Below are 26347 nucleotides of genomic sequence, written 5' to 3'. Positions count from 1 at the left end.
GCCCGGCATGGAGTTCGCCGAGGTGGTGCGCAGGCGCCGGATGGTCCGCAACTACGACCCGGACCGGCCGGTGCCGCCCGAGGTGGTGGACCGGCTGCTGGCGCACGCGGTGCGCGCCCCCTCGGCCGGCTTCTCGCAGGGCTGGGGCTTCCTGGTGCTGGAGGATCCGGCCGACCGCGCCCGGTTCTGGACGGCCACCAGCCCGAAGGATCCGGCGTCCGGGATGAGCGGCTGGCTGACCGGGATGAGCCGGGCGCCGCTGATCGTGGTGCCGCACTCGAACCGTTCGGCCTACCTCGATCGGTACGCGGAACCGGACAAGGGCTGGTCGGACCGGGACGAGCGGCGCTGGCCGGTGCCGTACTGGGACATCGACGCCGGCATGGCCGCGCTGATGATGCTGCTGACGGCGGTGGACGAGGGGCTGGGCGCATGCTTCTTCGGCATTCCGCCGGAGCGCACGTCCGCGTACCGGGAATCGTTCGGCGTGCCCGAGGACTTCGTCCCCGTGGGCGCGCTGACGATCGGATACCGTGCACCAGATCGTCGCTCGCCGTCATTGAAGCGGGGTCGCCGCCCGCAGGCCGAGGTCATCCACCGGGGTCGCTGGACTCGGCGGGGCGGCGTGAGCGGGGACGAATCATCCGCCGGTCCGGGTCGCTAGGCTGACTACGGCCGGGCACGGAACAGGGGAGGGGAGCGTGCCGTCGTGATCTTCAAGGGGGTTAGGGACGGTCGGCCCTATCCGGAGCACGGGCTCACGTTGAAGCAGTGGGCGGAGATCCCGCCGAGGCCCATCCGGCTGGATCAGCTGATCACCACCAAGCGCGAGCTGGCGCTGGACAAGTTGCTGGCGGAGGACTCGACGTTCTACGGCGACCTGTTCCCGCACGTCGTGCAGTGGAACGGTGGCATGTACCTGGAGGACGGCCTGCACCGGGCGCTGCGCGCGGCCCTCCAGCAGCGCAATCAGATCCACGCCCGGGTGTTCCTGTTCAGCGAGTTCACCGAGGCTCCGGGCTGATCGCCGGTGGAGTCCGTCATCCCGCGGTGACGGACTCCCGCAGCGCGGCCAGCTGCCGCTCGAACGACCGGGTGGACAGCCACAGCTTGTAGATCAGGCCGGCCTCGAAGACCAGCAGCAACGCGCCGGTGACCAGCGTGACCAGCGCGACGCGGCCGGTCAGCGGGCCCACGATGAACACGAACATCTGGAACTCGATGCCGCTGACCAGGTGCGGGCGGATGCGGTACCGGCGCAGCGCGTTCCGCAGGCCGACGAACCGGCCGTACCGCGCCCGGAAGTCGTCGTTGATGTCCGCGACCGAGGCGCCGGCCGAGGCGGTGCCGGCCGGGAGCACGTCCATCGCCTCCTCGACCCAGCGCAGGCCGCCGTCCAGCCCGGCCGCGCGCCGCGCCCGCTCCATCCGCTCGCGCATGTCGTCGCGCACCTTGTTCATCTGTGCGCCGTTGAGGTAGCGGAACATGTTGACGAACAGCACCAGCGCGCCGAGGCCGAGCCAGCGGTCGTCGCCGGTGACCGCCCACTGCCCGCCGAACAGGCCCGCGGTGCAGGTCAGGTCCTTGATCCGGTCGCCGATGAAGTCCAGCCAGGCGCCGAACGCGGAGCCGTCGCCGCGCAGCCGTGCCACCTTGCCGTCCATGCAGTCGAGCACGAAGCTCAGGTGGAACAGCAGCGCGCCGACGGCCAGCCACCCCCACGTGGCCTGCCAGAACGCGGCCGCGGCGACCAGCCCGAGCAGGAACGCGACCAGCGTGATCCGGTTCGGCGTGACCCAGCGGTAGCCGGCCACCCGCCGCACGATCGGCGTCGCGACCGGGTCGACCAGAAGCACCGTCCACCAGGCGTCGCGGTCCTTGAGCGTGGCGCGGACCCGCTCGGCGGAGAACGTGGACACCATCGTTACCCTTCGGACGGTTAACAACACAATACGCAAAACCGACCATAAGGGTACGGGTTGCGCTCGATTCGCGACTGTCGTACCCCACCCGTACCGTTTGGGGTAGGAGTAACTGCGCTTGCAAGGGCGGGTGAGCCGCGATGGGCGGCAACAAGGGAATCGACCAACCGACCACCGAGATGCCGGTGCCGGACGCGCCGGAGACGACGACGGCCGCGGAGCCCGAGCGTCGCCGCCGGGGCGTGTTCTGGCTGGTGGCGCTCCTGCTCGTGGCGCTGGTCGGCGGCCTGGTCGTGGTGCGCACCACCACCGGCCTGCTGGACCGCCTGACCAACCCGTTCGCGGAGCAGCAGACCGACCGCAGCCAGCCGCCGCTGCTGGAGTCGATCAAGGATCTGAGTCGGTACGTCGCGGCCGAGGGCAACTTCCAGGTCGTGGTGGACACCCAGCGCAACCGGGAGAACGTGCCGGACTTCCTGCTCAACGAGCGCACGCTGTTCGTGGCCGCCGGCTCCGTCGAGGCATATGTCGACTTCAGCACCATCTCCGAGGACGCGATCGTGGTGTCGGAGGACGGCAAGAGCGCCACCATCACGCTGCCCGCCCCGCAGCTCGGCGAGGCGAACCTGGACCAGGAGAAGAGTTACGTCTTCTCCGAGGAGAAGGGCCTGCTCAACCGGATCGGCGACATGTTCGGCCAGGATCCGAACAAGCAGCAGGCGATCTACGTGCTCTCCGAGGAGCGCATCGAGGCGGCCGCGCGGGAGAGCGAGCTGCCGCAGCGCGCCCAGGAGAACACCACGAAGATGCTGGAAGGGCTGCTCAAGTCGCTCGGCTACGAGCGGGTGACGGTCACCTACACCGCGCCCTGACGCCCGGCACGGCGACGGCCGCCGGGAACCCCGGCGGCCGTCGCGAGCGGCGAGGTCAGTGCGCGGTGGAGTACCGCTCCTCGTTCGGCAGCAGGATCCACAGCGCGAGGTAGAGCAACACCTGCGGACCGGGCAGCAGACAGGACAGCACGAAGAGAAGCCGGACGGTGCCGGCACCGAGCCCGAAACGGCGGCCCAGGCCGGAGCAGACGCCGGCGATCCAACGGTTGTCGCGCGGCCGGGAGAGGCGGCGAGGCGACGAGGCCATGGTGCTCAACTCCTCAGTTCGTGGCACTGTGTGTTGTGCCGATGACTCAACGGTAAGAAACGGGCGCTAGTCCGTCGTCCGTCCCGAAGGGGATCTCTTCCGTCATTCCCGTAGGGAGTCGCCACTAAGCGGCCGATATCGGGTTGAGCGAGGCGTGACGCTCGCAGTGCTGACGGCCGGAGCCGCCGTCGAGACCGCCCGCCGGGACCGGCTGAGAGATCAGCTCCGCCGTGCCGGAGCGACCCGGATCGTGGAGCCGGACACGGCGGCGGACCTGGCCACGGTGCTGTGCGCCGGCACCGCGCCGGTCCTGCTGGTCGCCGCGGACCTGGTCGCGCACGACGCGGTGTTCCGGCACCTGGCCACCGAGCCGGGTGGGCAAGCGGTGGCGCTGACCGGCGCGGGGAAGCGTGGGCTCCGGCCGGTGATCGCGCGCGGCATGATCATCGGCGGCGCGGCGGACGGCCCGGCCGTGTTCCTCGGCGCGCTGCGGCTGGCTGGGACCGATCGCGCGCGGGCGGCGCACGCCGTGCGGCGCGCCGGGACGGACGACCTGGACGCGCTGCTGGAGCGCCTGGTCGCGGACGGCGCGCGGGTCCGTGCGTACCCGCTGCGGCTTTTGACGGCCCGGCGCTGCGCGAGCGGCGCCGAGGTGGCCGAGGCCGAGGCGGAACTCGCCGGGATCGACGAGGAGCGGGCGCGGCTGCGGCTCGCGGTGAAGGAGCGCGACGACTTCGTCGCCACGTTCCTGGTCAGCAGTTGGTCACCGGTGATCACCCGGGCGTGCGCGCGACTCGGGTTCACCCCGAGCGCGGTGACCGTGCTCTCCGTGCTCTGCGCGCTGGCGGCCGCGCTCGGCTTCGCGCAGGCGTCGCGGCCCGCCATGATCGCCGGTGCGGTCCTGCTCTACCTGGGGTTCGTGCTGGACTGCGTGGACGGGCAGGTGGCGCGCTACACCCGCCGGTTCACGCCGCTCGGCGGCTGGCTGGACACCATGGCGGACCGGGCCAAGGAGTACGCGGTCTACGCCGGCCTGGCCGCGGGCGCGGTGCGGCTCGGCCACGACGGCGCCTGGTGGCTCGCGGTCGCGGCGATGGCGGCGCAGACCGTGCGGCACGCGACCGACTCCTGGTACGCCACGCTGCACGACACCGCCGCGCCGCGCGGCCGGACCGGCGGCGCGCTCGGCCGGCTCTCCGACCGGGTGATCGCGGACGGCCGGTCGCCGGTCTACTGGCTGAAGCGCGTGGTGGTCTTCCCGATCGGCGAGCGCTGGGCACTGATCGGCGTGCTGGCCGCGTGCGCCGGTGGCCGCGCCGCGCTGCTCGCGGTGCTCGGCTGGGGCGGCGCCGCGCTGCTCTACACGCTGGCGTTGCGCGGGCTGCGGTCGCGCGCCATGCGGGTGAGCGTGCTCGCGACCGCCGACCCGGTCCCGGCGCGCGACGACGGGTGGCTCGCGCGGCGGCTCCCCGCGGTCACCGGCCCGCTGGACTGGCTGCTGCCGGCCGGGCTGCGCCTGCTCGAGTTCTCGCTGCTGATCGGCGCGGGCGTGGTCCACCGGGTGCCGCCGTGGCTGGTGTTCGCGCTGGTCTTCGCGGTGGCCATGCACCACTACGATCTGACCGCGCGGGCCGGTGCGGGCTACCGGCCGCGCTGGGAGCCGGGCTGGTCCGGGCGGTCGCTCGCGGTGGCGGTGCTGGGCGGCGTGGCCGTCCCGGCGGTCGCGGCCTACACGCTGATGGTGCTGGCCCGCCGGGTCAGCACCACCCGTACGCGCGATGCGCGGTTGCCGGGCGCGCCGCGCCCGGCGGGGGATGCTGAGCCCGATCTCGTCCCAGGAAGGCAGGCCCGCTGATGGGCTCCGTGCTCAGTGTCGTCGTGCCGGTCCACAACGTGGCGCCCTATCTCGTGGAGTGCCTGGAGTCGATCGCGGCGCAGACGTACCGCGACCTCGACGTCGTGCTGGTCGACGACGGGTCCACCGACGACAGCGGGCGGATCGCGGCCGCGTTCACCGCCCGCGACGACCGGTTCCGGCTGATCACCCAGCCCAATGCGGGGCTGGGCGCGGCCCGCAACACCGGGGTACGGCATGCGCGCGGCTCGCTGCTGCAGTTCGTGGACAGCGACGACGTGCTGCCCCGGTGCGCCTCCGGGCGGCTGGCCGCCGCGCTGGCCCGGACCGGCTCGGACTTCGCCACCGGGAACACGCTGCGCCTGGACTCGCGGGGCCTGCACCCGTCGCGCATGCACGCGCGGATCTTCACGCACACCCGGCTGCGCACGCACGTGACCCGCGACCGCGAGCTGCTCGGCGACCGTACCGCCTGGAACAAGGTCTTCCGCCGGGACTTCTGGGAGCGGCAGGGGCTGGCGTTCCCGGAGGGCGTGCTCTACGAGGACACGCCCGTGATGGTGCCGGCGCACGTGCTGGCCCGCGCGGTGGACGTGCTGCACGAGCCGGTCTATCACTGGCGGCGGCGCGAGGGCGACGACCGGTCGATCACCCAGCGCCGGGAGGAGCCGCGGAACTTCGCGGACCGGTACGCCGGGGTGGAGCGCGTCAGCCGCTTCCTGGGCGACGGCGGCTGGGAGGACCTGCGCGCCTGGTACGACGCCTCCGCCGTCCGCTCCGACCTGGCCTTCTATCTGCGTGTGCTGCCCGAGGCCGACGACGACTACCGCACGATGTTCCTGGACCGGTGCGCCGCGTTCCTGGACCGGGTGCCGCAGCGGGTGCTGGACGGGCTGCCGGCCGCTACCCGGGTGCAGTGGCACCTGGTGCGGCAGCGCCGCGTGCCGGAGCTGCTGACGGTGATCCGGGCCAGCCGGGACGGCCGCGTGCCGGTGGTCCGGCGCGGGTTGCGCCGCTATCACGCGCTGCCGTTCCTGGACGACGGCCTGCCGTATCTGCCTCGCCGGCTCTACCGGGCCCGCCGCGCGATGCCTCGGCGCCTGTCCGCCGCCGCGTTCAGGATGTTCACAGGAAGAGGTGCGGTCGTGAATCGGGCGTCGACCCCCGTCGATTACAAGATCAAATCGGAAGATTCGTCCCGATAAATGACGCGTAAAAACGGTCAAAGCGGCCAGCGGGGCGGTTGGGGGCGATTTCCGTAACCATGCGATTACGCCGTGAACATGGCACGTTTACCCGATGGGCTAGTTGAGATGATGCTCGTCACAGTGGACAGAGCTCGGGGGCCGGCTGAAGAAGTTGCGGGGAGGTGGCGGTGACTACCGTCGCGCTCAAAGACGTCACAAAGGTGTTCCCCGATGGAACTGTGGCGGTCGACAGGGTCAATCTCGACGTCGAGGACGGCGAGTTCATGGTCTTGCTGGGGCCTTCCGGCTGCGGCAAGTCGACGGTGCTGCGAATGGTCGCGGGCCTGGAGGATCCGAGCAGTGGTGTCGTGCTGCTCAATGGCGAGGTGGCGAATGAGATTCCGCCCCGCGATCGGCGCATAGCGATGGTGTTCCAGGATTTCGCGCTCTATCCGCACATGACCGTGAACGAGAACATCGCGTTTCCGCTCCGCCTCTCCGGCGTCGAGCCGGGACCGCGCGCGGAGCGGGTGGCGGACGTGGCCGGCGCGCTCGGCATCGGCGAGCTGCTCGGCCGGCGACCGGGCCAGCTGTCCGGCGGTCAGCGCCAGCGGGTGGCGATGGGGCGCGCGATCGTCCGCCGCCCCGGTCTGTTCCTGATGGACGAGCCCCTGTCGAACCTCGACAGCGGGCTCCGCGCGGAGCTGCGCGCGGAGATCTCCGGCCTGGTCCGCGAGCTGGGCGTCAGCACCATGTACGTGACGCACGACCAGGCCGAGGCGCTGACCATGGCGGACCGGGTGGCGATCATGCGCAAGGGCGTGCTGCAGGATGTCGGCACGCCCACCGAGGTCTACGGCCGGCCCGCGACGCTCTACGTGGCCGCGTTCCTCGGCAGCCCCAGGATGAACCTGATCGAGGCGTCCGTCTACGTGCACCTCGATCGGTACGTCGCGCTCAACCTCGGCGAGCAGGCGCTCTATCTGCCGTGGGACGACATCCGCGCGCGCGTGGTCTCGCACTACCACGGCGAGCGCATCGTGATCGGGCTGCGCGCGGAGGCGCTCACGCCGGTGGCGCCGGACGCGCCGGGCGACGTGCTCCAGGGTCGCATCCGCTACCTGGAGCACCACGGCCACGAGTCGCTGGCCTTCGTCGACGTGGGCGCCACCGCGGTGCTGGTCGACGAGCTGGGCGGCGCCGCGGTCGAGGTCGACCCGGAGCCGGTCTCGCCGATGCAGCGGCTGGGGCAGGCGGTGCAGCGGTTCACCGGGCGGTTCGGTGAGCGGGCCGAGCAGGAGCAGGCGGCGGGCGGCACCCGGACGAGCGTGCTGAGCGACCCGGGGCGGCACCACCGGCGCCCGGCCGAGCTGGCGGTCCGGCTGGCGCCCTACCCGGCGATCCGCCCGGGCAGCCCGCTGGCGATCGGCGTGCGGATGGACGCGCTGCACTTCTTCGACGAGCGAGGTGACCGGATCGACGTGGGCTGGCGGTGAAGATCAACAATGTGGGTCGAACGGCCCGGGACCGACGGACCCTTTGTGCGATCTCTTGTGCCGGACGGGCGACACGAAAGGTTCAACGTTTTCCCACGGAGGTGGGCTGACCGGCGATAACCTGGGAGAAGGGGCACCATACGAGGCGCCGCGCCCGGGGTTTGACACCGCCGAAATCCGGTTAACTTTCCGTTTCACAGTTAAATTGAGCGGGTGCTTGGTCTTCCACCTCACGTGACTGCCTGTCTGTTCGATCTCGACGGAGTCCTCACCCAGACCGCGCTGGTGCACAACGCGGCCTGGAAGGAGACCTTCGACGAGTACCTGAGCAGGCGCGCCGCGGCGGAGGGCATGCCCTTCGTCCCCTTCGATCCCGGCTCCGACTACCTCATGTACGTGGACGGCCGTCAGCGCGCCGACGGCGTACGAACATTCCTGGCGTCCCGGGGCATCGTGCTCCCGGAGGGCTCCCCGGACGACGGCGTCGACGCCGAGACCGTCAACGGCATCGGAAATCGTAAGAACGTCCTGGTGTTGAAGTACATCGCCGAGGGCAAGGTACTGGTGTACGACGGCTCGGTCACCTACCTGCATGCGGTGCGGGATGCGGGGATGCGGACCGCCGTCGTCTCCGCGAGCGCCAACTGCCGCGACGTGCTGCGCGCGGCCGGCATCGAGGATCTGCTGGAGGAACGGGTCGACGGTGTGGTCGCCCGGGCCGAGGGACTGCCCGGCAAGCCCGCGCCGGACACGTTCCTCGCCGCCGCGAAGAGGCTCGGCGTCGACCCTCGCAACGCGGCGGTTTTCGAGGACGCACTGGCGGGCGTCGAGGCCGGCAGGGCCGGCGGCTTCGGGTTTGTGGTCGGAGTGGACCGGGTCGGGCACGCGGACGCGTTGCGTGCCCACGGCGCCGACATCGTCGTATCGGATCTCGCCGAACTCCTGGACGGCGGCGAGCCCCGATAGGGACGGCAACCCGCCGGTGGTTCACCGACGGGCTCAGATCAACACTGAAAGGGATCGCTGTGATCCGAGAGCGGGCTTATCCGGTCGAGCCCTGGCATGTCCGCGAGACGCGGCTCGACCTCGACGTCCTGGCACAGTCGGAGTCCGTGTTCGCGCTCTCCAACGGCCACATCGGCCTCCGGGCCAACCTGGACGAGGGCGAGCCGCACGGTCTGCCGGGCACGTACCTGAACTCCTTCTACGAGCTCCGGCCGCTGCCCTACGCGGAGGCCGGCTACGGCTTCCCGGAGTCCGGGCAGACGATCGTGAACGTGACGAACGGCAAGCCGATCCGGCTGCTCGTCGACGACGAGCCGTTCGACGTCCGGTACGGCGACCTGGTCTCCCACGAGCGCGTGCTGGACATGCGGGCCGGGACGCTGGAGCGCGAGGTCGAGTGGGTCTCGCCGGCCGGCCGGTCGGTGCGGGTGCGCTCGACCCGGCTGGTGTCGTTCACCCAGCGCGCGATCGCCGCGATCGCCTACGAGGTCGAGCCGGTCAACGGCCCGGCCCGGGTGATCGTGCAGTCCGAGCTGGTGGCGAACGAGCAGTTGCCGCCCACCAAGCGCGACCCCCGGGTCGCGGCGCTGCTGGAGTCGCCGCTGCTGGCGGAGGAGGAGCTCACCCAGGAACTGGGCGGGCTGCTGATCCACAGCACCAAGACGAGCAAGCTGCGGATGGCCGCCGCGATGGAGCACGTGGTGGAGACCGAGGGCCGCCACATGGTCAAGACCGAGGGCAACCCGGACTGGCTGCGCACCACGGTCGCCTGCATGCTCGAGCCGGGTCAGAAGCTGCGGATCGTCAAGTTCATCGCGTACGGCTGGTCGTCGCGCCGCTCGGTGCCCGCGCTGCGGGACCAGGTCGGCGCCGCGCTGGCCAGCGCCCGGCTCACCGGCTGGGACGGGCTGGTCGCGGCGCAGCGGGAGTACCTCGACGCGTTCTGGGACCACTCGGACGTCAAGGTCGAGGGCGACCCGGAGGTGCAGCAGGCGGTGCGCTTCGCGCTGTTCCACGTGCTGCAGGCCGGCGCCCGGGCGGAGATGCGGCCGATCGCGTCGAAGGGGCTCACCGGCCCCGGGTACGACGGCCACACGTTCTGGGACTCGGAGACGTTCGTGCTGCCGGTGCTCACGTACACGCAGCCGGACGCGGCCAAGGACGTGCTGCGCTGGCGGCACGCCACCCTCGACCTGGCCAAGGAGCGGGCCGAGACGCTCGGCCTGCGCGGTGCCGCGTTCCCGTGGCGGACCATCCGCGGGCACGAGTGCTCCGCGTACTGGCCGGCCGGCACCGCCGCGTTCCACATCGCGGCGGACATCGCGGACGCGGCCCGGCGTTACGTGCTCGCCACCGGTGACGAGGACTTCGAGCACGACTACGGCTTCGACCTGCTGATCGAGACGGCCCGGCTGTGGCGTTCGCTCGGCCACCACGACCGGCACGGCCGCTTCCACATCGACGGCGTGACCGGCCCGGACGAGTACACGGCCGTGGTCGACGACAACATCTACACCAACCTGATGGCGCAGCTGAACCTCTACGCCGCGGCGGACGTGGCGCTGAAGTACCCGGACAAGGCCCGGGCGGCCGGCGTCGACGACGAGGAGATCGCCGGCTGGCGGGACGCGGGCGCGGCCGTGCACCTGCCGTACGACCACGAACTGGGCGTGCACCAGCAGTCGGAGGGCTTCACCCGGCTGCAGGAGTGGGACTTCGAGGGCACGCCGCAGGAGAACTACCCGCTGCTGCTCAACTACCCGTACTTCGACCTGTACCGCAAGCAGGTGGTGAAGCAGGCCGACCTGGTCCTCGCGATGCTGTGGCGCGGCGACGCGTTCAGCGACGAGGAGAAGGCGCGCAACTTCGCCTACTACGAGGCCCGGACGGTCCGCGACTCGTCGCTGTCCGCGTGCACCCAGGCGGTGCTGGCGGCGGAGACCGGCCACCTGGAGCTCGCCCACGACTACCTGGGCGAGGCCGCGCTGATGGACCTGCACGACCTGCACAACAACGCGCGCGAGGGCCTGCACGTGGCGTCGCTCGGCGGCTCGTGGATCTCGCTGGTGATGGGCCTCGGCGGCATGCGGGACCACGGCGGCCAGCTGTCGTTCAACCCGCGGCTGCCGGAGCGGATCACCCGGATGGAGTTCGCGTTGCTCTGGCGCGGGCTGCGGCTGCGGGTGGATGTACGCAGCGACGAGGTCACCTATTCGCTGCGTAACGGCACCGGTGAGAAGAGCATCACACTTGTGCACCACGGCGAGCTGGTGACGGTGTCGGCGGACAAGCCGGTGACGATGGGAATCCCGGAGCGGACCCACGTGGGGCCGGAGCCGCACCAGCCCGCGGGCCGCGCACCGGCCCGTCGTGCAAGCTCTCTGTAATTGACTGTTCGACAATTAGTATAGGAAAGGTCGCCCCGATTATCCGGGGCGGCCTTTTCGCATACCGTGTCGATGTGTCTCTATGGTTTCCTGTTATTGAGCGGGCACTTTGCGTCACTATAGGGAATTCTTAAGTTTCCGGATCTAGAGCGGTCGTCCTAGCAGCGACTGGGTAGTCTTGCCGCCGGTCGTCATCGGCGGGCGCGCCCGGTGCCCGTGGCGACCACCGCCAAATCGCTCAGCGAGTCGGGGAACCACGTTCGTGGGGTGAATCCGCGCCAGCGGTAGGGGTGTCGTTCCCATCCCGAACCCGTCAGCTAACCCGGCCGGCGGTTGAGGAGAGGAACATGATGCGCCTACGGCGAATAGCGGCACTCGCCGTGCTGCTGGCGAGCGTTGCCACCGCAGCGTTCGCAGCGCCCGCCTACGCGATCGACGAGGGCGGCACGGAACAGCTCAGGAAGCAGCTCGACGCGGCCAGCAAGGGCTACATCGAGGCGAAGAACAAGCTCGCCGCCTCGGAGAAGCGCCAGAAGGAGCTGACCGAGGAGCTCAAGACCATCGAGGCCGACCTCAAGAAGCGCGAGGAGACGGTGGGCGAGCTGGCCGGCCGGACCTACCGCAACGGTCGCCTCGCCCCCATGGTCGCGATGCTGAACGTCTCCGAGGGCAACGGTTTCATGGACCGTGCGACGTTGCTCGAGACCATGACGATCAACCAGGAGAAGCAGGTACAGAACCTGGTCGAGGCCAAGGACGAGGCCACCCGTGCGAAGTCTGCCATCGAGGCTGAGATCGGTGAGCAGAAGAAGCAGGTCGAGACCATGGACAAGCGGAAGAAGCAGGCGGAGAACGCGCTGAAGGCCGCGGGCGGCGGCGCCGCGGCGAACGTGCAGTCCGGCAGCGGCTCCGCGGCGGTCGCGGTCGCGACCGAGCGCGGCGCGGACGGCTCGTTCCCGGCCGAGAGCTGCACCGTGGACGACCCCACGACCGGCGGCTGCATCACCCCCCGCCTGCTGCACGCCTACCAGCAGACCAAGTCGGCCGGCTTCAACCACTTCGTCTCCTGCTATCGCAGCGCCGAGGACGGTGGTGAGCATCCGCGCGGCCGGGCCTGCGACTGGTCGGCGCAGGCGAGCGGCTTCGGCGGCGTCGCGTTCGGTGCGGACAAGGCCTACGGCGACAACCTGGCCAACTTCTACATCAAGAACGCGGACCGGCTCGGCGTGCTCTACGTGATCTGGTACAGCCGGATCTGGCTACCGTCGAGCGGCTGGCAGTCGTACGCGGGCGGCGGCACCCCGTCCGGTGACCATACGAACCACGTGCATCTATCCGTCATCTGACGTGACGAAGGAGCCCGCGGCACGCGCCGCGGGCTCCTTCGTCACCAGACCCGCACCTCGCCGTACGGAATCAGCGTGACCGGCCCGGTCAGCCCGTAGGCCTGGCGCGGCGCCACGCCGTAGACCGCCGGATCGGCGACCCGCAGCCGGTTGTTCAGCGTGGTCGCCACCTCCACCTCGATCGTGTTCCGGCCCTCGTGCAGGTACGGCCCCACGTCCGCCACCGGGTTCAGCGGGCTCACCGGCACCGCGCGCCCGTTCACGGTCACCCGGGCGGTGTCGAAGACCTCGCCCAGGCCGAGGTACGCCCCGGCGCACGCCGGCACGTCCACCACGGCCGTGTACCGCCCGACGCCGGACACGTCCGCCAGCCCCGGGAGCTCTGTCCACGGCCGCAGCCCGTCCAGCTCCACCGTGTGCGTCACGGAGAGCGTCTCGGTCGCACTGGACCCCGGCCGCCAGTCCGCCACCCGCAGCGTCCACCGGGTGAGCGGGATCGGCGCCGGCACCGCCGGGATCGTCCGGCTCACGGTCCGCCCGTCGTCCAGCGTCGCGGTGTACGTGCCACCGGTCGCGGCGCGCAGCGTCAGCCCGCGCTCCGTGGCCAGCACCCGGTCCGCGGTCGTCGCGGTCACGTGCCGGTTCGCCGCGCCGGGCGCGTCCAGCACCACGATCGCCGACTCGCCCGGCTGCAACGCCACCCGCATCGTCACCCGGTCGCCGTCCGCGGTGTAGACCGCGATCCGCTCACGCGCGCCGGTCCACGGGTCGATCCGGTACGGCACCGCCGTCCGGCTCGACCGCTGCAGCGTCACGTCGTGGTCGATCGCGGCCACCGGCGGCTTGACCGTCTCCGCGTGCTTGCCGTTGACCAGGTAGTAGTAGTCGGTCCCGCGGTCCACCCGGTGCCCGTGCAACAGCGTGGACGTCCGCGCGTAGGAGACGGCCGGCCGCAGCCCGAGGCTCGCCAGCGCGGCGCCGACCTCGGTCTTCGCGGCCACGGTCCGTACCCGGGGCAGCGCGGTCAGCTCGGCCAGCAGCGCGCGCAGCGCGACGTCCTCGTCGCCGGTGGCCCGGCCCGGCACGGTGGCGGCGGACCAGTCGCCGAGCAGCACGACCGGCAGGCCCTGCCGCGCCAGCGCGAGGATTCGGCGCGCGGACGGCAGGTCCAGCGTCGCGGCCGAGCCGGAGAACGGGTCCGGCTCCACCAGCAGCACCCGGTAGGCCGGGCCGTCCGGGGCCAGCCGGCCGTCGCGGACCGTCGCGCTGGGCAGCGCCAGCAGCGGCGCGCTGATCATCTGGTGCGTCCACCCGGACGGTACGCCGTCCGAGGTGAACCAGGACGCGCCGATGCCGGTCTTGCTGTAGCCCTTCTGCCGGAAGACCGCCGCGTCGACCCGGTTCACGCCGATCCGGCCGGCCAGGTGCACCCGGCCCAGGTAGGCGGCCACGTCCGGCGCATGCCGCCAGCTCGGCTGCCGTGGGCCCCACGACTCGGCGTAGCCGATCGCGCCGGAGTACGGCGTGAACGCGGCGAAGCCGGGCCAGGCCGCACCGGGCGCGGTCGCGTACGAGAAGCCGTGGAACACGGTCTGGTTCAGCCCCGCCGCGTACGCGCCACCCATCGTGCGCAGCAGCCTCTTCCACGTGGTGTTGTAGGCGCCGCCCTGGTACGCGCCCGCCTCGCAGGACAGCAGCGCCCGCCCGCCCATGTCCCGCCCACCGGCCAGGCACCGGTAGTCGTCCAGGTTCTTGAACCCCAGCGACTCGCCCTCCGGCACGTCGACCACGGCGGACGCCGCGATCGCGTCCGTCTCCAGCCCGTACGGCTGGGCCCGGAACGTCAGCCCGAGCGAGTGCGCCCAGCGGGTCAGCGGCACGAAGTGGTGCTCGGTGAACAGATCGGAGATCGTCTGCCAGTAGTCCGCGCGCACCCGGCGGCTCGTCGCCGCGTCGAACGCGTAGACCGTCGCCTCCTTCACCCGTACCACCGCGGGCAGGTAGGGGCGCAGGTCGTACCCCCGGCGACGCTGGAATTCGGTGAGCATCGCGGGCGTCCAGTTGAGCGCGTGCGTCTCCAGCTCGATCGAGTCCTCGAAGAGGGAGCCGCCGGCGCGGCGCAGCAGCGCCCGGATGCGCGGCGTGAGCAGCCGCGCCTCCCAGAAGTCGATCACCGCCTGGGTGCCGGCCGCGCTGAAGTGGTCCACCACGTACGCGTCCGGGCTGGTGTGCGGCCCGGACTCCGGCTCCTGCCCGGACCCGCGCTGCCAGTAGGCGAGCACCAGGTAGTCGCCGTCGGCCGGCGCGGTCCAGGTCAGCCGCCCGTCCGTCACGCGCGCGGTGAGGTCGGTGACGGAGTCCGCGGCCAGCCCGGTCTCCTTGCGCGTGGCGTTGGCCGGGTCCACCCGCACCGCCTGCACCGCGATCAGCGTCTGCCGGGTGACGGACGGCGCGGCGGCGGTCACCGAGGCCGGCACCGGGCCGTCGAACGTGCCGCCGGCCGCCACGGTGGCCACGCCGTGCGCCAGCTCCTGCACCGCGGCCGGGCCGTCCGGCGTGACGGTCGGGACCGCGGCCGGCCAGGACGGGCCGATCGTCAGGTCGATGGTGATGCCGCGCCGGGCGGCCTGGTCGAGCGCGGCCTCGACGCCGCGGGTCCACGCCGCGGTGCCCCAGCCGTGACCGGCGGTGTCCAGCGCGGCCTTGTCCCGCACGCTGTGGTGCACGGCCGCGATCTCCGCGCCGCCGAACCCGGCCGCCGCGATCTGGTCCACCTCGCGCCGGATCTCCGCGGGGTCGACCAGCCCGTCCGGCCACCACCAGCGGAAGTACGGCCGTAACCCGGTCGCGGGACGGGCGAAGTCGTTCCGGCCGGTGTCCGCCTCGGCCGGGACCGCGCCCCAGCCGGCCGCCAGCGTGCCCGCTCCCAGAGCCAGCACGGTACGGCGCCTCAGTCCACTCATGTCCGACCTTTCCCCGGGTGCCCGCCGGGTTCGTGAAACGTTTCAACAACGTCGGTTGATACGACCATAGGAACGGACCGGGTCTGTGGTCAATACCTCAGGAAACCCGCGCGACACCGATCCGGCCGCGTGATCGGATGTCCGGCATGGGCACCCTGGTCTTCGATGCGGACGACACGCTGTGGGAGAACAACATCCTCTTCATCCGCGTGGTCGACGACTTCCTCGCCTGGCTGGCGCACCCCACGCTGGAGCACGCCGCGATCCGCGCCGTGCTCAACGACGTCGAGCGCGCCAACGCGGCCACCTACGGGTACGGCAGCCGCGTCTTCCTGCGCAACCTGCGGGAGTGCTTCGAGCGGCTGCACGAGCGCCCGGCCACCGAGGCGGAGCGCCGCGAGATCGAGGAGCTGGCCGCCGCGCTGGTCTTCGACCGGGTCGAGCTGATGCCGGAGGTCGCGGAGACGCTCGCCGACCTCGGCACCCGGCACGAGCTGGCGCTGCTGACCAAGGGCGACGACGCGGAGCAGCGCCGGAAGCTGGCCGCCTCCGGGCTGGCCGGGCACTTCGGCAGCGTGCACGTGGTGCGGGAGAAGGACCTCGCCACCTACCTGCGGCTGACCGAGTCGATGGCGTTCGACCCGGCCGACACCTGGATGATCGGGAACTCTCCGAAGTCGGACATCATCCCGGCGCGCCGGGCCGGGTGGAACGCGGTCTTCATCCCGCACCCGCACACCTGGGAGCTGGAGCACGCCGCCCTCGACCCGGCCGACACCGGCGTGCTCGAGCTGCCGTCGTTCACCGCGCTGCGCAAGCACTTCTAGGGCGACCGGCGCGGCTTGCGGATCTTCGCCGGCCTCGGGCGTGGCCCGGGTGCCGCCTGCCCGCACGTCGGGGAAGCAGTATGTGGACTTCCGCGCCGCACGCCGGACGACACCCGCACCTCGCCTCGGCTCGACGAGATCCACAGGCCCGTCCTAGCCCTGCCGGCCGTTCCAGCGGGGGTTGCGGCGGTTGACGACCGTGACGCGGCCGCGGCGGCGGACCACCTGCGAGCCGGGCTTGCGGGCGAGTGACCTGAGTGAGCTGCGTACCTTCATGTTTCTGACAATGATTTTCAGCTTGGCGATATTCCGGGAGGGCGCTATGGGGCGGGTCGTGGTGGTCAGTGGCGGCGGTACCGGCACGGGACAGGCGGTGGCCGCGCGGTTCGCGCGCGACGCGGCGGACGTGGTGATCGTCGGCCGGCGCGCGGACGTGCTGGACCGCGCCGCGGCGGGGATCGAGGCGCAGGGCTCCGGCTCGGTGCACGCGATCGCGGCCGACCTCACCGACACGGATCAGGCGCTGCGGGTACGCGACGAGGTCGTCGAGCGTCACGGCCGGGTCGACGTGGTGGTGGCGAACGCGGGCGGGAACGTGACGCGGCAGGGCCCGCCGAGCGCGCACGACACCGGCCGTCCCGAGCTGGACCGGCTGCTCACCGTGCGGGAGCACTGGCAGGGCAACTTCGAGTCCAACGTGCTCACCGCGGTGCTGCTGGTCGAGGCGTTGGCGGACGTGCTCACGGACGGCGGGCGGATCGTGCTGCTGAGCTCGATCGCGGCGTACCGGGGGTCGGGCAACGGCTCCTACGGCGCGGCGAAGGCGGCGCTGCATCCGTACGCGTTCGATCTGTCGTCCGCGCTCGGCCCGCGCGGCATCACGGTGAACGTGGTGGCGCCCGGGTATGTGGAGGGCACCGAGTTCTTCGGCGACGGCATGACCGACGAGCGCCGCGAGCGGCTGCTGCGCCAGACGCACAACGGCCGGGCCGGCACGGTGGTCGACGTCGCGGAGACCGTGCACTGGCTGGCCTCGCCCGGTGCGGGCTACGTGACCGCGCAGGTCGTGCAGGTCAACGGTGGTGCAGCTCTCGGTCGTTAGCGTCGATAACGTCCTTGTGTTAGCGTTAGTATCGACGTCATCGAAGCGCTGATGCGAGAGGGGAATGATCATGGCGGAGAACACCCGGGTGGCGATCGTGACCGGCGGATCCCGGGGCATCGGGCGGCAGACGGCGCTGCGCCTCGCCGCGGACGGGTACGCGATCGTAGTGGTCTACGTCGGGAAGCAGGCCGAGGCGGAGACGGTGGTCAAGGAGATCACCACGGCCGGCGGCCGGGCCATCGCGGTCCAGGCGGACGTGGCCGAGGAGGCGGACGTCACGGCCGTGTTCGACGCGGCCGAGGCGAGCTTCGGCGGCGTGGACGTGGTCGTCAACGCGGCCGGCATCATGGTGCTCGCGCCGATCGCCGAGTACGACCTGGACACGCTGGACCGGGTGCACCGGGTCAACATCCGGGGCGCGTTCGTGGTCTCCCAGCAGGCCGCCCGGCGCGTCCGGAACGGCGGCTCGATCATCAACTTCTCCACCTCGGTGATCGGCCTCGGACTGCCCGGCTACGCGGCGTACGTGGCCAGCAAGGGCGCGGTGGAGGCGATGACCATGGTGATCGCACGGGAGATGCGCGGCCGGGACATCACGGTCAACGCGGTGGCGCCCGGCCCGACCGCGACCTCGTTCTTCTTCGACGGCAAGGACCAGGCCACGATCGACCACATGGCCAAGCAGCCGCCGCTGGAGCGGCTCGGCACGCCGGAGGACGCGGCCGAGGTGGTCGCGTTCCTGGCCGGGCCCGGCCGCTGGATCAACGGCCAGGTGGTCCGCGCCAACGGCGGGATCGTCTGACGGCGGTGAGGGCCCGGCGGGGGAGCGCCGGGCCCTCACGCGGTCACTTCGCGGGCGGGGTCACCTTCAGCGTCATCAGCGGGACCAGGCCGCCGAGCTGCGTCTTGACCTCGATCTTCACGCCCGCGCCGGCCACCTTGACCGAGTGCTGCGGGTTGGCGGCGTTCCAGTAGCGCAGCGGGTCCGAGTCGTCGAAGACCGGGATCGCGGGTCGCCGGGGCACCGAGACCGGCTCACCGTTGCGGTGGAACGTCACCGGGTCCGTCGCCTGCAGGCCGAACGTGGCGTCGAACGGCTGGCGGCGGTTGCTGAGCAGCGTGCCGTCCGGGAACGTGATCGGCGCGGGGCGCGCGTCGACCGGCAGCGTCAGTCCGGTGCCGGGGTGGACGCTGGTGTTGTTGTTCCCCACCGCGGGGTTGACGTACCAGATCAGCAGGCCGTCCTGGTACGGGAAGCGCTCGGCCCAGTCCGGCCGCGAGTTCGCCCAGCCCCAGTTGTACGGCCCGAGCCGGAGCGTCTCGTCGTATCCGGTGTAGGAGCGGTACTCCGCGGCGTAGTAGCCGCCGTCGGCCAGCGGGATGACCACCGCCTCCGGCAGGATGCCGTCACCGTAGGCCGCGCTGCCCAGCGTCACGTACTTCGACCTCCCCGGGTTCACCGTGACGAAGTCGGACCAGCCGAGCCAGATCTTCTCCCAGGCGCCCATGTAGCCGGGCGTGGAGCCGATCGTCGGGTTGCCGCGGCCGAGCCACGAGCCGGAGGACATCACGGACCAGAAGCCGGTGCCGTTCTCGCCGCCGGCCGTGTCGTAGAGGTCCGGCAGGCCCAGGTCGTGACCGTACTCGTGGACGAAGACGCCGAGGCCGCCGTTCTCCGGCTCGGTGGTGTAGTCGCCGATCCAGATGCCGGTGTCGCCGATCTGCACGCCGCCGGCCAGGTTGCCGGCCGGGCCGGCGGTGCCGCGCAGGTTGGAGAACGCGTACCAGCGGTGCGCCCAGATCGCGTCCGTCCCCTCGGCGCCGCCGCCGGCCTCCTCGCCCATGCCGGCGTGCACGGCCTGGAAGTGGTCGACGTACCCGTCCGGCTCGTTGAAGTCGCCGTCGTCGTCGAAGTCGTCACGGTCCCAGCTGTCGAACGACGTCAGGTACGCCTTCACCTGCTCGGGCGTCTGCCCGGCGGCGAGCTGCGCCTGGTACCAGGCGGTGGCGCTGTCCTTGACGAAGTTCCAGTAGCCGTCGCTCTGCGGCACGGCGTTGCTGCCGTACCGCGCCTCGTTGTAGGGGACCGTCACCCACTCGGAGACGTCACCGCCGACCGTGTACCGGCCACCGGACTGCTTGTAGTAGAAGTTCGCCATCGACTCCTAGTTCTTGGCGAACAGCAGGTCCTCGTAGTGGGCCGGGCTGAAGTCCGGCTCCCAGATCGTGGTGTTGTCGTCGGTGGCGCCGCCGTCCCACACCCGGTCCGGCTCCGGGATCGCGTTGTGCAGCGGCCCGGGCGTCCCACCGGCACGCGGGTAGATCCGGTCGCCGAACTCGACCAGGAACGTCAGGACCGGGTCGGTCTTGGTCTCCTTCTTGCGGTACTCGACGAACCGGTTGCCGCCGAGCCGGATCACCTCGGACCCGTTCCGCCGCTCCGTGGTCGTCGTACCCGCGATGAGCTTTTCGAGCGCCTCGGTCCGCTCCGCCTCGCGCTGCTCGGCGAGCGGGTGCGGCAGATTGTCCTCACCCAGCACGGCCGTGGGTTCCACGTCCGTGGTGAGTGCGCTCGGTGCGGCCTCCGCCGGTGCCGCCACCAGGGCCGCGACCAGGGTTCCGGCCACGACCACGCTGAGTTGCCTCTTCACGAGGGCAGGCTCCTTCCCTCCAGCTGCCGGCCCTCGGGTGCCGGGCCGGTCTGGAGAGACAGCCTAAGATCTTATGTATCTGGATCTAGCGATGAAGTGTTGCGGTCCGATGTCGCTTCCCTCACCGACGGTCCGGGGACACTGTCCTAGGATGACCCTCGTGAGTTCCCAGGGACGGCGCCGGATCGACGAGATCGGTGACGAGAGCCGGCGCCGCATCCTGGACGCGGCCGAGGAGTTGTTCGCGGAGCGCGGGCTGGACCGCACGTCCTTCGTGGACATCGCGGAGCGCTCCGGCATCAGCCGCGGCTCGATCCCCTGGCACTTCAAGAACAAGAACGGCCTAGTGATGGCGGTCGTCGAGCGCGCGGTCGAGCGCCTGATGTCGGCGGAGCGCTATCAGACCGTGCCGCCGCTCACCGAGCTGTTCGAGGACTCGGCCGCGCTGCTGAGCACCGGCAACTCGGCCCTGATGTTCACCATCCTGCCCGAGGCCATCCGCGGTACGGGCGCGGTGCGCGAGCAGTACCGGCAGTTCCTCGGCCGGCGGCGGGACGGGCTCGCGGACTGGCTGCGCGCGCGCCGCCCCGCCGGAGTGGACCCGGAGACCGCCGCGCGCCGGGAACGCGTCTTCGCGGCGGCCCTCAACGGCGCGATGGTCGGCATCCATCTCCAGGCGCTGATCGACCCGGAGAGCTTCGACCTCGGCGAGAGCCTGCAGTCGATCGCCACGCTGATCGACAAGAACCTCGCCGACCTCTGGGTCTAGGGTTTGCCGGCCGGCGCCGGGACGGAGGCGAGCAGGTCGGTCATCCGCTTCTCCAGGTAGGGCCGGATCAGGTCGCCGGTGTGGATCCACAGTGACCGGGCCTCCATGCCCGCGACCACCATCTCGCCGACGGAGTCGATGTCCGCGCCGGACCTGAGGAACTCCTCCACGCCCGGGCGGACGTCGTCGGCCAGCGTGATGGCGGTGCCCCCGTCCGAGGTCGCGGTGTTGCGCACGATCGCGGTGTCGACCGGGCCGGGGCAGAGCACGCTGACGTCGATGTCGTACCGGCTCGCCGCGGCGCGCAGCGACTCGGACAGACCCACCACCGCGAATTTCGCGGTCGCGTACAGCACGTTCGCGTCGGCCACCAGGCCGGCGCCGGACGAGGTGTTCACGATGTACCCTCCTGCCCCGCGCTCGATCATGCGGGGCAGGAACGTCTGGACACCGTTGATCACGCCGGTCAGGTTGACGCCGAGCGCCAGGTCCCACTTCTCGTAGCGCAGCTCCGCCACCGGCGAGTACGGCACGATGCCCGCGTTGTTGAACAGCAGGCCCACCGGCCCGAGCGTCGACTCGACGTGGTCGGCCGCCACCGCGAACGCGGCCCGGTCCCGCACGTCCAGCCGTACCGTCTCCACGGTCGTCACCCGCGACAACTCGTCCGCGGCGCGGGCCAGCGCGGCCTCGTCGATGTCGGCCAGCGCCAGTCGCACGCCGCGCCGGCCCAGTGACCGCGCGATGCCCAGGCCGATGCCCTGGCCGCCGCCGGTGATGAAGGCGACCGATCCCGTCCATTCCCTCACGAGTTAACCCCTTTTCGACGCACATCAGTTCCTGTGTTGCATGACTTGTTCTATGCTAGCCAACACAGAGATTCAAGGGGGCCTCGATGACCGCGCCAACCATGACCTTCCGCAAGGTCCTGTCCACCGGCGGACCCGCGACGCTGGCCGTGCTCGTCGGGCTGCAGCTGCTGGACACCGTCGACAACGCGATGTTCATCGTGTTCGCACCCGACATCCGCGACACGCTGGGCCTCACCTCGGAGGCGACCGTCGTGGTCGGCCAGCTGGCCGCGGTCATGGTGGCGCTCGGCGCACTGCCGCTCGGCCTGCTCGGCGACCGGCGCCGGCGCACCGTGATCGTCGGCGTCTGCACGTTCGTCTGGGCCGTCGCCGCCGCGCTGCTCGGCCTGGCGCAGAGCCTGTGGCAGCTGGCCGCGATCCGGATCGGCGCGGGCGCCGGCAAGGCCAACGAGGGCCCGATCCAGGTCTCGCTGCTGACCGACGCCTATCCGCCGGCCGGCCGCGGCCGGGTGCTCGGCCTGCACCGCGGCGCGCAACCGCTGGGCATCGTGATCGGCCCGCTGCTGGCCACGGCCGTCGCGGCCGCCGTGCCCGCCGGGCAGGAGGCGTGGCGGTGGGCGTTCGTCCTGCTGGCGGTGCCGGCGATCCTGCTCGGCGTGGCCGCGCTGCGCCTGCGCGAGCCGGTCCGCGGGCACGTCGAGCGGGAGGCGCTGCTCGGCGACGACCCGGTGCCGGTTCCGCTCGCCCGGCCCGTGACGCTGCGCGCCACGTTCGCGCGGCTGCGGCGGATCCGCACGTTCTACCTCGTGATGATCGCCCTCGGCGCGCTCGGGCTCTGCGTGGGCGCGGTGCCGAGCTACCTCAGCCTCATCCTCGGCGACGAACTCGGACAGGGCGCCGGGGCGCGCGGCGTGATCACCGCGGTCACCGCGGTGGGCGGGCTGGCCGGCGCGGTGCTCGGCGGCGTCTACGGCGACCGCGTGTTCCGGCGCAGCCCGGTGGCCTCGCTGTACCTGGCGGTCGGGGCGCTGGCGGTCCTCGGCGCCGGGTTCGCCGTCCAGGCCTACGCGCCGAACGTGGCGACCTACGTGGTGGTCGGCATGATCGCCGGGGGCATGACGTTCGCCGGTCTTGTGCCGCTGAGCATCATCGTCGCCGCGGTGACCCCTCCGGAGATCCGCGCCACCGCGTTCGGGCTGGTCGGGCTCTACCTGTCGGTCGTCGGCGGGCTCGGCGGCGCGCTGGTCATCAGCGTGCTCTCGCAGGTGTGGGGCCCTCAGGCGGCCGTCGCGGTGGTCGCGCCGGCCGCCTCCGTCGTGGCGGGCCTGGTGCTGGCCCGCGCCGCCCGCCACCTGCACGGCGACCTCGACCGGGCGGCGGCCGACGTGCTGGAGCGGCGCGCGGAGCGGGTGGGCTAGGGGCGCGCCTGGGCCACGCCGCGGGCCGGCGAAGATCCGCCAGGCCTAGCGTCCGCGGCGCACCGCGTCCCGGGACCTGGCCCAGGAGCGCCGGCCGAACAGGCGCCACAGCAGCCGTACCGGTGGGGGCAGCTCCGCCAGGAAGCGCCGCTGTTCCTCCGGCGTCGCGTCCTCCAGCATCGCGCCCAGCGCGGCGAACGCGGTCCTCAGATCCTTGGGCCCGGCGCCGCGCGCCCGCGCGTTGAGCGCGTCCCACTCCTGCTGCGAGACGTGCGGCGGCACCAGCGGCAGCAGGTCCCGCTCCTCGTCGTCCAGGTGCTCGTCCAGCGCCGGCGAGGCCTGCGCCAGCACGTCCGCGAGCTCGTCCCGGACCTCCGCCGTGGCGGTGGCACGCCAGCGCGCGTTCAGCTCGCCGAGCCGGTCCAGCAGGCCCTCCAGCCGCTCGTGCTGCGACTCCATCCGGTGCACCACGTCGGCGTGCAGCCCGACCCGGTCCAGCATGATCGGCCAGAGCAGCTCGTCCTCGGCCTCGTGGTGGTGGTGCAGCATGGTGGTGACCATGTCCAGGTGGTCACCGACCAGTGCGGCCCGGGTGTGGTCGCCGTCCGGGATGCCGCGGATGATCGCGGGCAGGATGCGGAACTCGCGGCGGTAGAGCCGGTGCGCCATGACCATTTCCCAGGTGTCGACGCCGGCGGTCGTTGTTGTCATGCGGACACCGTGCCGGGCCGGTCTTGCAGGATACTTGCAACGACCTATGCTGCCCGTCGTGCTGTTCTGCCGGGTGCTCGGGCCGCTGGAGATCGTCGCCGACGGCGCCCGCGTCGACCCGGGCGGCCCGCAGCCGCGCCGGCTGACCGAGGCGCTGATCGCGGCGCGCGGCGAGGCGGTCTCCGAGGACCGGCTGACCGAGGCGATCTGGGGCGACACGCCACCGGCGAACCCGTCCGCGTCGTTGCAGGCGTACGTGTCCCGGCTGCGCAAGGCGTTCGGCGCCGGCGCGCTGACCCGCGGGCCGGGCGGATACACGCTGATCGCCGACTCGGACGCGGACGAGTTCCGGTCCGGTGTGGAGCGCGGGCTGGCCGCGGCCTGGCCGGGGGACGCGCTGCGGCACCTCGACGCGGCGCTGCGGCTGTGGCGCGGCCGGCCGTACCCGGACCTGGACGCGTTCGCCGAGGCGGAGCGCGGCCGGCTGACCGAGCTGCGCGCCACCGCGGTCGAGGAGCGCGCCGCGGCGCTGCTGGCCCTCGGCGACGCGCCCGCGGCCGTGACCGACCTGCGGCCGGCGGTCCGCGACGAGCCGTACCGGGAACGCCGCTGGGAACTGCTGATCCTCGCGCTCTACCGGAGCGCACGGCAGGCCGAGGCGCTGTCCGCGCTGCGCGAGGTGCGCGCGCTGCTCGCCGACGACCTCGGCGTCGACCCCGGCGCGGAACTGCAGAGCCTGGAGCGCCGCCTGCTCGCCCAGGACCCGTCGCTGCTGCTGGCCGCGAAGCCGGCGCGGACCGGCCGGCCGCTGTCCCGCTTCGTCGGGCGCGCCACCGAACTGGGCCTGCTGTCCGCGGCCATGGCCGAAACCAGGCTGGTCACGCTGGTCGGGCCGGGCGGCACCGGCAAGACCCGGCTGGCGCTGGAGTGGGCCGGCGACGCGTACCTGGCCCGGCTCGCCGACGTCCGGTCGCCGGTCGACCTGCCGTCCGTGATCGCCGCCGCGCTCGGCCTGGCGGACACGCCGTCCCGGATCACCGGCGCCGGCGGCCTGCTCCTGCTGGACAACTGCGAGCACCTGACGGACGCGGTCGCGGATCTCGCGGTCACGCTCCTCGCCGACAACCCGGACCTGCGCGTCCTGGCGACCAGCCGGGAGGCGCTCGGCGTCGACGGCGAACGCCTGCTGCCGATCGACCCGCTGCCCCGCGCGGACGCGGTCACGCTGCTGACCGACCGGATCGCCGCGGTCCGCCCCGGCTGGCAGCCCACCGGCGACGACCTCACGCAGCTCGACCGGCTGGCGTCCGCGCTCGACGGCATCCCGCTGGCGCTCGAACTGGCCGCCGCCCGGGCGCGCGTGCTGAGCCTGGGCGAGCTGTCCGGCCGGCACCTGTCCGCGCTCGGCCGGGTGCCGCGCGGCGCGCTCACGCCGCACGCCACGCTGGAGGCCACGGTCGCGTGGAGCGTGGACCTGCTGCCGGACCGCGACCGCGCGCTGTTCCTGCGGCTGTGGCCGTTCGAGGGCGGTTTCACGCTGGAGGGCGCGGCCGCGCTCGGCTCCGACCTGGCGGCGCTGTCGTCGCTGGTCTCGCGCTCGGTGGTGGCCGCGGACACCACGCTCACGCCGGCCCGCTACCGCCTGCTGGAGATCATCCGGGCGTACTGCCGAGACCATGATCCGGACCCGGCCGGAAGTCGCGCCGCACACGCGGCCTGGGCCCGCGAGCTGGTCGCGCGCACCGTGCCCGACCTGCGCGGGCGCCGCTCCGCCCGGGCGATCCGGGTGCTCAACCGCGAGCTGCCCAACCTGCGCGCCGCGCTCACCCACGACCTGGCCGAGGACCCGGCCGCGGCGCTGCGCACGGCCGGCCTGCTGGAGTGGTTCTGGGTGCGCGGCGGGCATGCGGCGGAAGGCCTGCGCCTGCTCACCACCGCGATGGACCGGGCGCCCGGCGCGCCGCCCGTGGTCCGGGCCCGCGCGCTGTCCGCCTGCGCGGGCCTGCACTGGATCGGCGGCGACCTGGCCGAGGTGCGCCGGTGCGTGACCGGGGCCTTCGACGCGCTCGGCGCGCCCGACGGCGAGGACGGCCGGCGGCTGCTCGGCCAGCTCCACTACTACCGGGCGATGCTGTGGACCGCGGACGCCGACTTCGACCGCGCCGCCGACAGCGCCCGCGCGTCCATCGAGGTGTCCCGCACCGTCGGCGAGCCCCGCTACGGCGTACTGCCGCAGGCGCTGCTCGGCGGCGCGCTGGCCGGCCGGGGCGAGATCGCCGAGGGCCGCCGCCGGCTCCGCGCCGCGATCGAGGAGGCGGAGCGCGACGGCTACGGCTGGGACGGCGGGCTGGCCGCGCAACTGCTGATCCGCTCGCTGGTGGTCGACGACCCGGAGGCCGCGTTCCCGGTGCTGCACCGGGCGATCACCTGGTTCCGCGAGGAGGACGACCGCGTGCAGGTGCTGTCCTGCCTGGCACACGGCGCGCTGGTGCTGCTGCGCACCGGCCGCCCGGCCGCCGCGGTCACGCTGCTGACCGGCGCCGACCGGCTCGCCGCCCGCGGCGGCATCCGCCTGGACAACGCCGACCCGACCGCGATGGCCATGCTCCGGACGGAGATCGCCGCCCTCGACCCGGACCTGCGCGCCTCGGCCGCCGCCGCGAGCGAGCCGCTCACCGAGGACGACCTGATCGCGCTGCTGACGGGCCTTCAATAAGCCGATCTCCCGCTTCCGGCGGAAGCTCGGCGTGCAC

At 72.3% G+C, this 26347-nt stretch carries 21 protein-coding genes, 1 pseudogene and 1 riboswitch; of the genes and pseudogenes, 15 read left to right on the top strand and 7 right to left on the bottom strand.

Annotated features, from left to right (window positions below; translation table 11 throughout):
* Nucleotides 1-7 precede the first annotated feature (7 nt).
* The gene (locus tag J2S41_RS31875; RefSeq protein WP_310373528.1) at nucleotides 8-664 is read left to right on the top strand and encodes a nitroreductase family protein; all 657 of its coding nucleotides are present in this window, start codon (nucleotides 8-10) and stop codon (nucleotides 662-664) included.
* 45 nt (nucleotides 665-709) lie between these two features.
* Nucleotides 710-1024: a type II toxin-antitoxin system VapB family antitoxin gene (locus J2S41_RS31870; protein WP_310373526.1), complete on the top strand. Its 315-nt coding sequence runs from the start codon at nucleotides 710-712 to the stop codon at nucleotides 1022-1024.
* 16 nt (nucleotides 1025-1040) lie between these two features.
* Here the strand turns inward: J2S41_RS31870 and J2S41_RS31865 are convergent, their stop codons facing one another.
* Nucleotides 1041-1919 carry a CDP-alcohol phosphatidyltransferase family protein gene (locus tag J2S41_RS31865; protein ID WP_310373524.1) on the bottom strand — a complete coding sequence of 293 codons (879 nt, stop codon included), beginning with the start codon at nucleotides 1917-1919 and terminating at the stop codon, nucleotides 1041-1043.
* Between the two features lie 143 nt (nucleotides 1920-2062).
* Here J2S41_RS31865 and J2S41_RS31860 point away from each other — a divergent pair, with 143 nt between their 5' ends.
* Nucleotides 2063-2794: a DUF4230 domain-containing protein gene (locus tag J2S41_RS31860; protein ID WP_310373522.1), complete on the top strand. Its 732-nt coding sequence runs from the start codon at nucleotides 2063-2065 to the stop codon at nucleotides 2792-2794.
* 55 nt (nucleotides 2795-2849) lie between these two features.
* Here J2S41_RS31860 and J2S41_RS31855 read toward each other — a convergent pair whose 3' ends face one another.
* On the bottom strand, nucleotides 2850-3062 hold the full coding sequence (locus J2S41_RS31855) for a PspC domain-containing protein (protein WP_310373520.1): 213 nt from the start codon (nucleotides 3060-3062) through the stop codon (nucleotides 2850-2852).
* Between the two features lie 154 nt (nucleotides 3063-3216).
* Here J2S41_RS31855 and J2S41_RS31850 point away from each other — a divergent pair, with 154 nt between their 5' ends.
* From J2S41_RS31850 to J2S41_RS31825, 6 genes are all read left to right on the top strand, one after another.
* The gene (locus J2S41_RS31850) at nucleotides 3217-4917 is read left to right on the top strand and encodes a CDP-alcohol phosphatidyltransferase family protein (protein ID WP_310373518.1); all 1701 of its coding nucleotides are present in this window, start codon (nucleotides 3217-3219) and stop codon (nucleotides 4915-4917) included.
* Entirely contained in the window at nucleotides 4917-6122 is a 1206-nt protein-coding gene (locus J2S41_RS31845) for a glycosyltransferase family 2 protein (protein WP_310373516.1), read from the top strand. The genes J2S41_RS31850 and J2S41_RS31845 overlap by 1 nt, the downstream gene beginning before the upstream one ends.
* A 170-nt stretch (nucleotides 6123-6292) precedes the next feature.
* The gene (locus J2S41_RS31840) at nucleotides 6293-7600 is read left to right on the top strand and encodes an ABC transporter ATP-binding protein (RefSeq protein ID WP_310373514.1); all 1308 of its coding nucleotides are present in this window, start codon (nucleotides 6293-6295) and stop codon (nucleotides 7598-7600) included.
* 213 nt (nucleotides 7601-7813) lie between these two features.
* Nucleotides 7814-8566 carry an HAD family hydrolase gene (locus tag J2S41_RS31835; protein ID WP_310373513.1) on the top strand — a complete coding sequence of 251 codons (753 nt, stop codon included), beginning with the start codon at nucleotides 7814-7816 and terminating at the stop codon, nucleotides 8564-8566.
* A 59-nt stretch (nucleotides 8567-8625) separates the two neighbouring features.
* Nucleotides 8626-10992, top strand: coding sequence for a glycoside hydrolase family 65 protein (locus tag J2S41_RS31830; RefSeq protein ID WP_310373510.1), 2367 nt, complete (start codon nucleotides 8626-8628; stop codon nucleotides 10990-10992).
* A gap of 217 nt (nucleotides 10993-11209) precedes the next feature.
* Nucleotides 11210-11340: riboswitch (cyclic di-AMP (ydaO/yuaA leader) on the top strand.
* 2 nt (nucleotides 11341-11342) lie between these two features.
* A complete protein-coding gene (locus J2S41_RS31825) occupies nucleotides 11343-12338 on the top strand; it encodes a coiled-coil domain-containing protein (protein WP_374728287.1) in 996 nt (331 codons plus the stop codon).
* A 41-nt stretch (nucleotides 12339-12379) separates the two neighbouring features.
* Here the strand turns inward: J2S41_RS31825 and J2S41_RS31820 are convergent, their stop codons facing one another.
* Nucleotides 12380-15301, bottom strand: coding sequence for a glycosyl hydrolase (locus J2S41_RS31820; RefSeq protein WP_310373508.1), 2922 nt, complete (start codon nucleotides 15299-15301; stop codon nucleotides 12380-12382).
* A 146-nt stretch (nucleotides 15302-15447) separates the two neighbouring features.
* On the opposite strand from J2S41_RS31820, the gene J2S41_RS31815 reads away from it, so the two are divergent.
* On the top strand, nucleotides 15448-16128 hold the full coding sequence (locus tag J2S41_RS31815) for an HAD family hydrolase (RefSeq protein ID WP_374728186.1): 681 nt from the start codon (nucleotides 15448-15450) through the stop codon (nucleotides 16126-16128).
* A gap of 153 nt (nucleotides 16129-16281) precedes the next feature.
* On the opposite strand, the gene J2S41_RS31810 is transcribed toward J2S41_RS31815, so the two are convergent.
* Nucleotides 16282-16404, bottom strand: a complete 123-nt coding sequence (locus tag J2S41_RS31810; RefSeq protein ID WP_310373506.1) for a 50S ribosomal protein L36 — start codon at nucleotides 16402-16404, stop codon at nucleotides 16282-16284.
* Nucleotides 16405-16450: 46 nt separating this feature from the next.
* Between J2S41_RS31810 and J2S41_RS31805 the strand changes: the two genes are divergently transcribed.
* Both J2S41_RS31805 and J2S41_RS31800 read left to right on the top strand, forming a co-directional pair.
* A complete protein-coding gene (locus tag J2S41_RS31805; protein WP_310373505.1) occupies nucleotides 16451-17230 on the top strand; it encodes an SDR family NAD(P)-dependent oxidoreductase in 780 nt (259 codons plus the stop codon).
* Between the two features lie 70 nt (nucleotides 17231-17300).
* Complete coding sequence (locus J2S41_RS31800; protein WP_374728185.1) at nucleotides 17301-18035, top strand: SDR family oxidoreductase; 735 nt, start codon at nucleotides 17301-17303, stop codon at nucleotides 18033-18035.
* A 43-nt stretch (nucleotides 18036-18078) separates the two neighbouring features.
* Here J2S41_RS31800 and J2S41_RS31795 read toward each other — a convergent pair.
* Nucleotides 18079-19653 (bottom strand): annotated as a pseudogene (locus J2S41_RS31795) (immune inhibitor A domain-containing protein).
* Nucleotides 19654-20044: 391 nt separating this feature from the next.
* On the opposite strand from J2S41_RS31795, the gene J2S41_RS31785 reads away from it, so the two are divergent.
* A complete protein-coding gene (locus J2S41_RS31785) occupies nucleotides 20045-20653 on the top strand; it encodes a TetR/AcrR family transcriptional regulator (RefSeq protein WP_310373498.1) in 609 nt (202 codons plus the stop codon).
* Here J2S41_RS31785 and J2S41_RS31780 read toward each other — a convergent pair.
* Nucleotides 20650-21462 (bottom strand): SDR family oxidoreductase, encoded by an 813-nt coding sequence (locus J2S41_RS31780; RefSeq protein WP_310373497.1) that lies wholly within the window; start codon nucleotides 21460-21462, stop codon nucleotides 20650-20652. The genes J2S41_RS31785 and J2S41_RS31780 overlap by 4 nt on opposite strands.
* Before the next feature lie 86 nt (nucleotides 21463-21548).
* Between J2S41_RS31780 and J2S41_RS31775 the strand changes: the two genes are divergently transcribed.
* Complete coding sequence (locus J2S41_RS31775) at nucleotides 21549-22883, top strand: MFS transporter (RefSeq protein ID WP_310373495.1); 1335 nt, start codon at nucleotides 21549-21551, stop codon at nucleotides 22881-22883.
* Nucleotides 22884-22928: 45 nt separating this feature from the next.
* On the opposite strand, the gene J2S41_RS31770 is transcribed toward J2S41_RS31775, so the two are convergent.
* A complete protein-coding gene (locus tag J2S41_RS31770) occupies nucleotides 22929-23594 on the bottom strand; it encodes a hemerythrin domain-containing protein (RefSeq protein ID WP_310373492.1) in 666 nt (221 codons plus the stop codon).
* Nucleotides 23595-23652: 58 nt separating this feature from the next.
* On the opposite strand from J2S41_RS31770, the gene J2S41_RS31765 reads away from it, so the two are divergent.
* Entirely contained in the window at nucleotides 23653-26310 is a 2658-nt protein-coding gene (locus J2S41_RS31765) for an ATP-binding protein (protein WP_310373490.1), read from the top strand.
* Nucleotides 26311-26347 lie beyond the last annotated feature (37 nt).

Origin of the sequence: Catenuloplanes atrovinosus (genome assembly GCF_031458235.1) — a bacterium.
In the GTDB taxonomy this organism is placed as follows: domain Bacteria; phylum Actinomycetota; class Actinomycetes; order Mycobacteriales; family Micromonosporaceae; genus Catenuloplanes; species Catenuloplanes atrovinosus.
Note: the sequence above shows the minus strand (reverse complement) of the source record. Positions and strands in the feature narration are given on the sequence as shown.

Excerpts from the sequence above, each read along its gene's own strand:
- J2S41_RS31845 (WP_310373516.1), top strand. The coding sequence starts at position 4,917 with ATGGGCTCCGTGCTCAGTGTCGTCGTGCCGGTCCACAACGTGGCGCCC.
- J2S41_RS31805 (WP_310373505.1), top strand. The coding sequence starts at position 16,451 with ATGGGGCGGGTCGTGGTGGTCAGTGGCGGCGGTACCGGCACGGGACAG.
- J2S41_RS31875 (WP_310373528.1), top strand. The coding sequence starts at position 8 with ATGGAGTTCGCCGAGGTGGTGCGCAGGCGCCGGATGGTCCGCAACTAC.
- J2S41_RS31855 (WP_310373520.1), bottom strand. The coding sequence starts at position 3,062 with ATGGCCTCGTCGCCTCGCCGCCTCTCCCGGCCGCGCGACAACCGTTGG.
- J2S41_RS31770 (WP_310373492.1), bottom strand. The coding sequence starts at position 23,594 with ATGACAACAACGACCGCCGGCGTCGACACCTGGGAAATGGTCATGGCG.
- J2S41_RS31820 (WP_310373508.1), bottom strand. The coding sequence starts at position 15,301 with ATGAGTGGACTGAGGCGCCGTACCGTGCTGGCTCTGGGAGCGGGCACG.
- J2S41_RS31810 (WP_310373506.1), bottom strand. The coding sequence starts at position 16,404 with ATGAAGGTACGCAGCTCACTCAGGTCACTCGCCCGCAAGCCCGGCTCG.
- J2S41_RS31815 (WP_374728186.1), top strand. The coding sequence starts at position 15,448 with ATGGGCACCCTGGTCTTCGATGCGGACGACACGCTGTGGGAGAACAAC.
- J2S41_RS31800 (WP_374728185.1), top strand. The coding sequence starts at position 17,301 with ATGGCGGAGAACACCCGGGTGGCGATCGTGACCGGCGGATCCCGGGGC.
- J2S41_RS31860 (WP_310373522.1), top strand. The coding sequence starts at position 2,063 with ATGGGCGGCAACAAGGGAATCGACCAACCGACCACCGAGATGCCGGTG.
- J2S41_RS31775 (WP_310373495.1), top strand. The coding sequence starts at position 21,549 with ATGACCGCGCCAACCATGACCTTCCGCAAGGTCCTGTCCACCGGCGGA.
- J2S41_RS31825 (WP_374728287.1), top strand. The coding sequence starts at position 11,343 with ATGCGCCTACGGCGAATAGCGGCACTCGCCGTGCTGCTGGCGAGCGTT.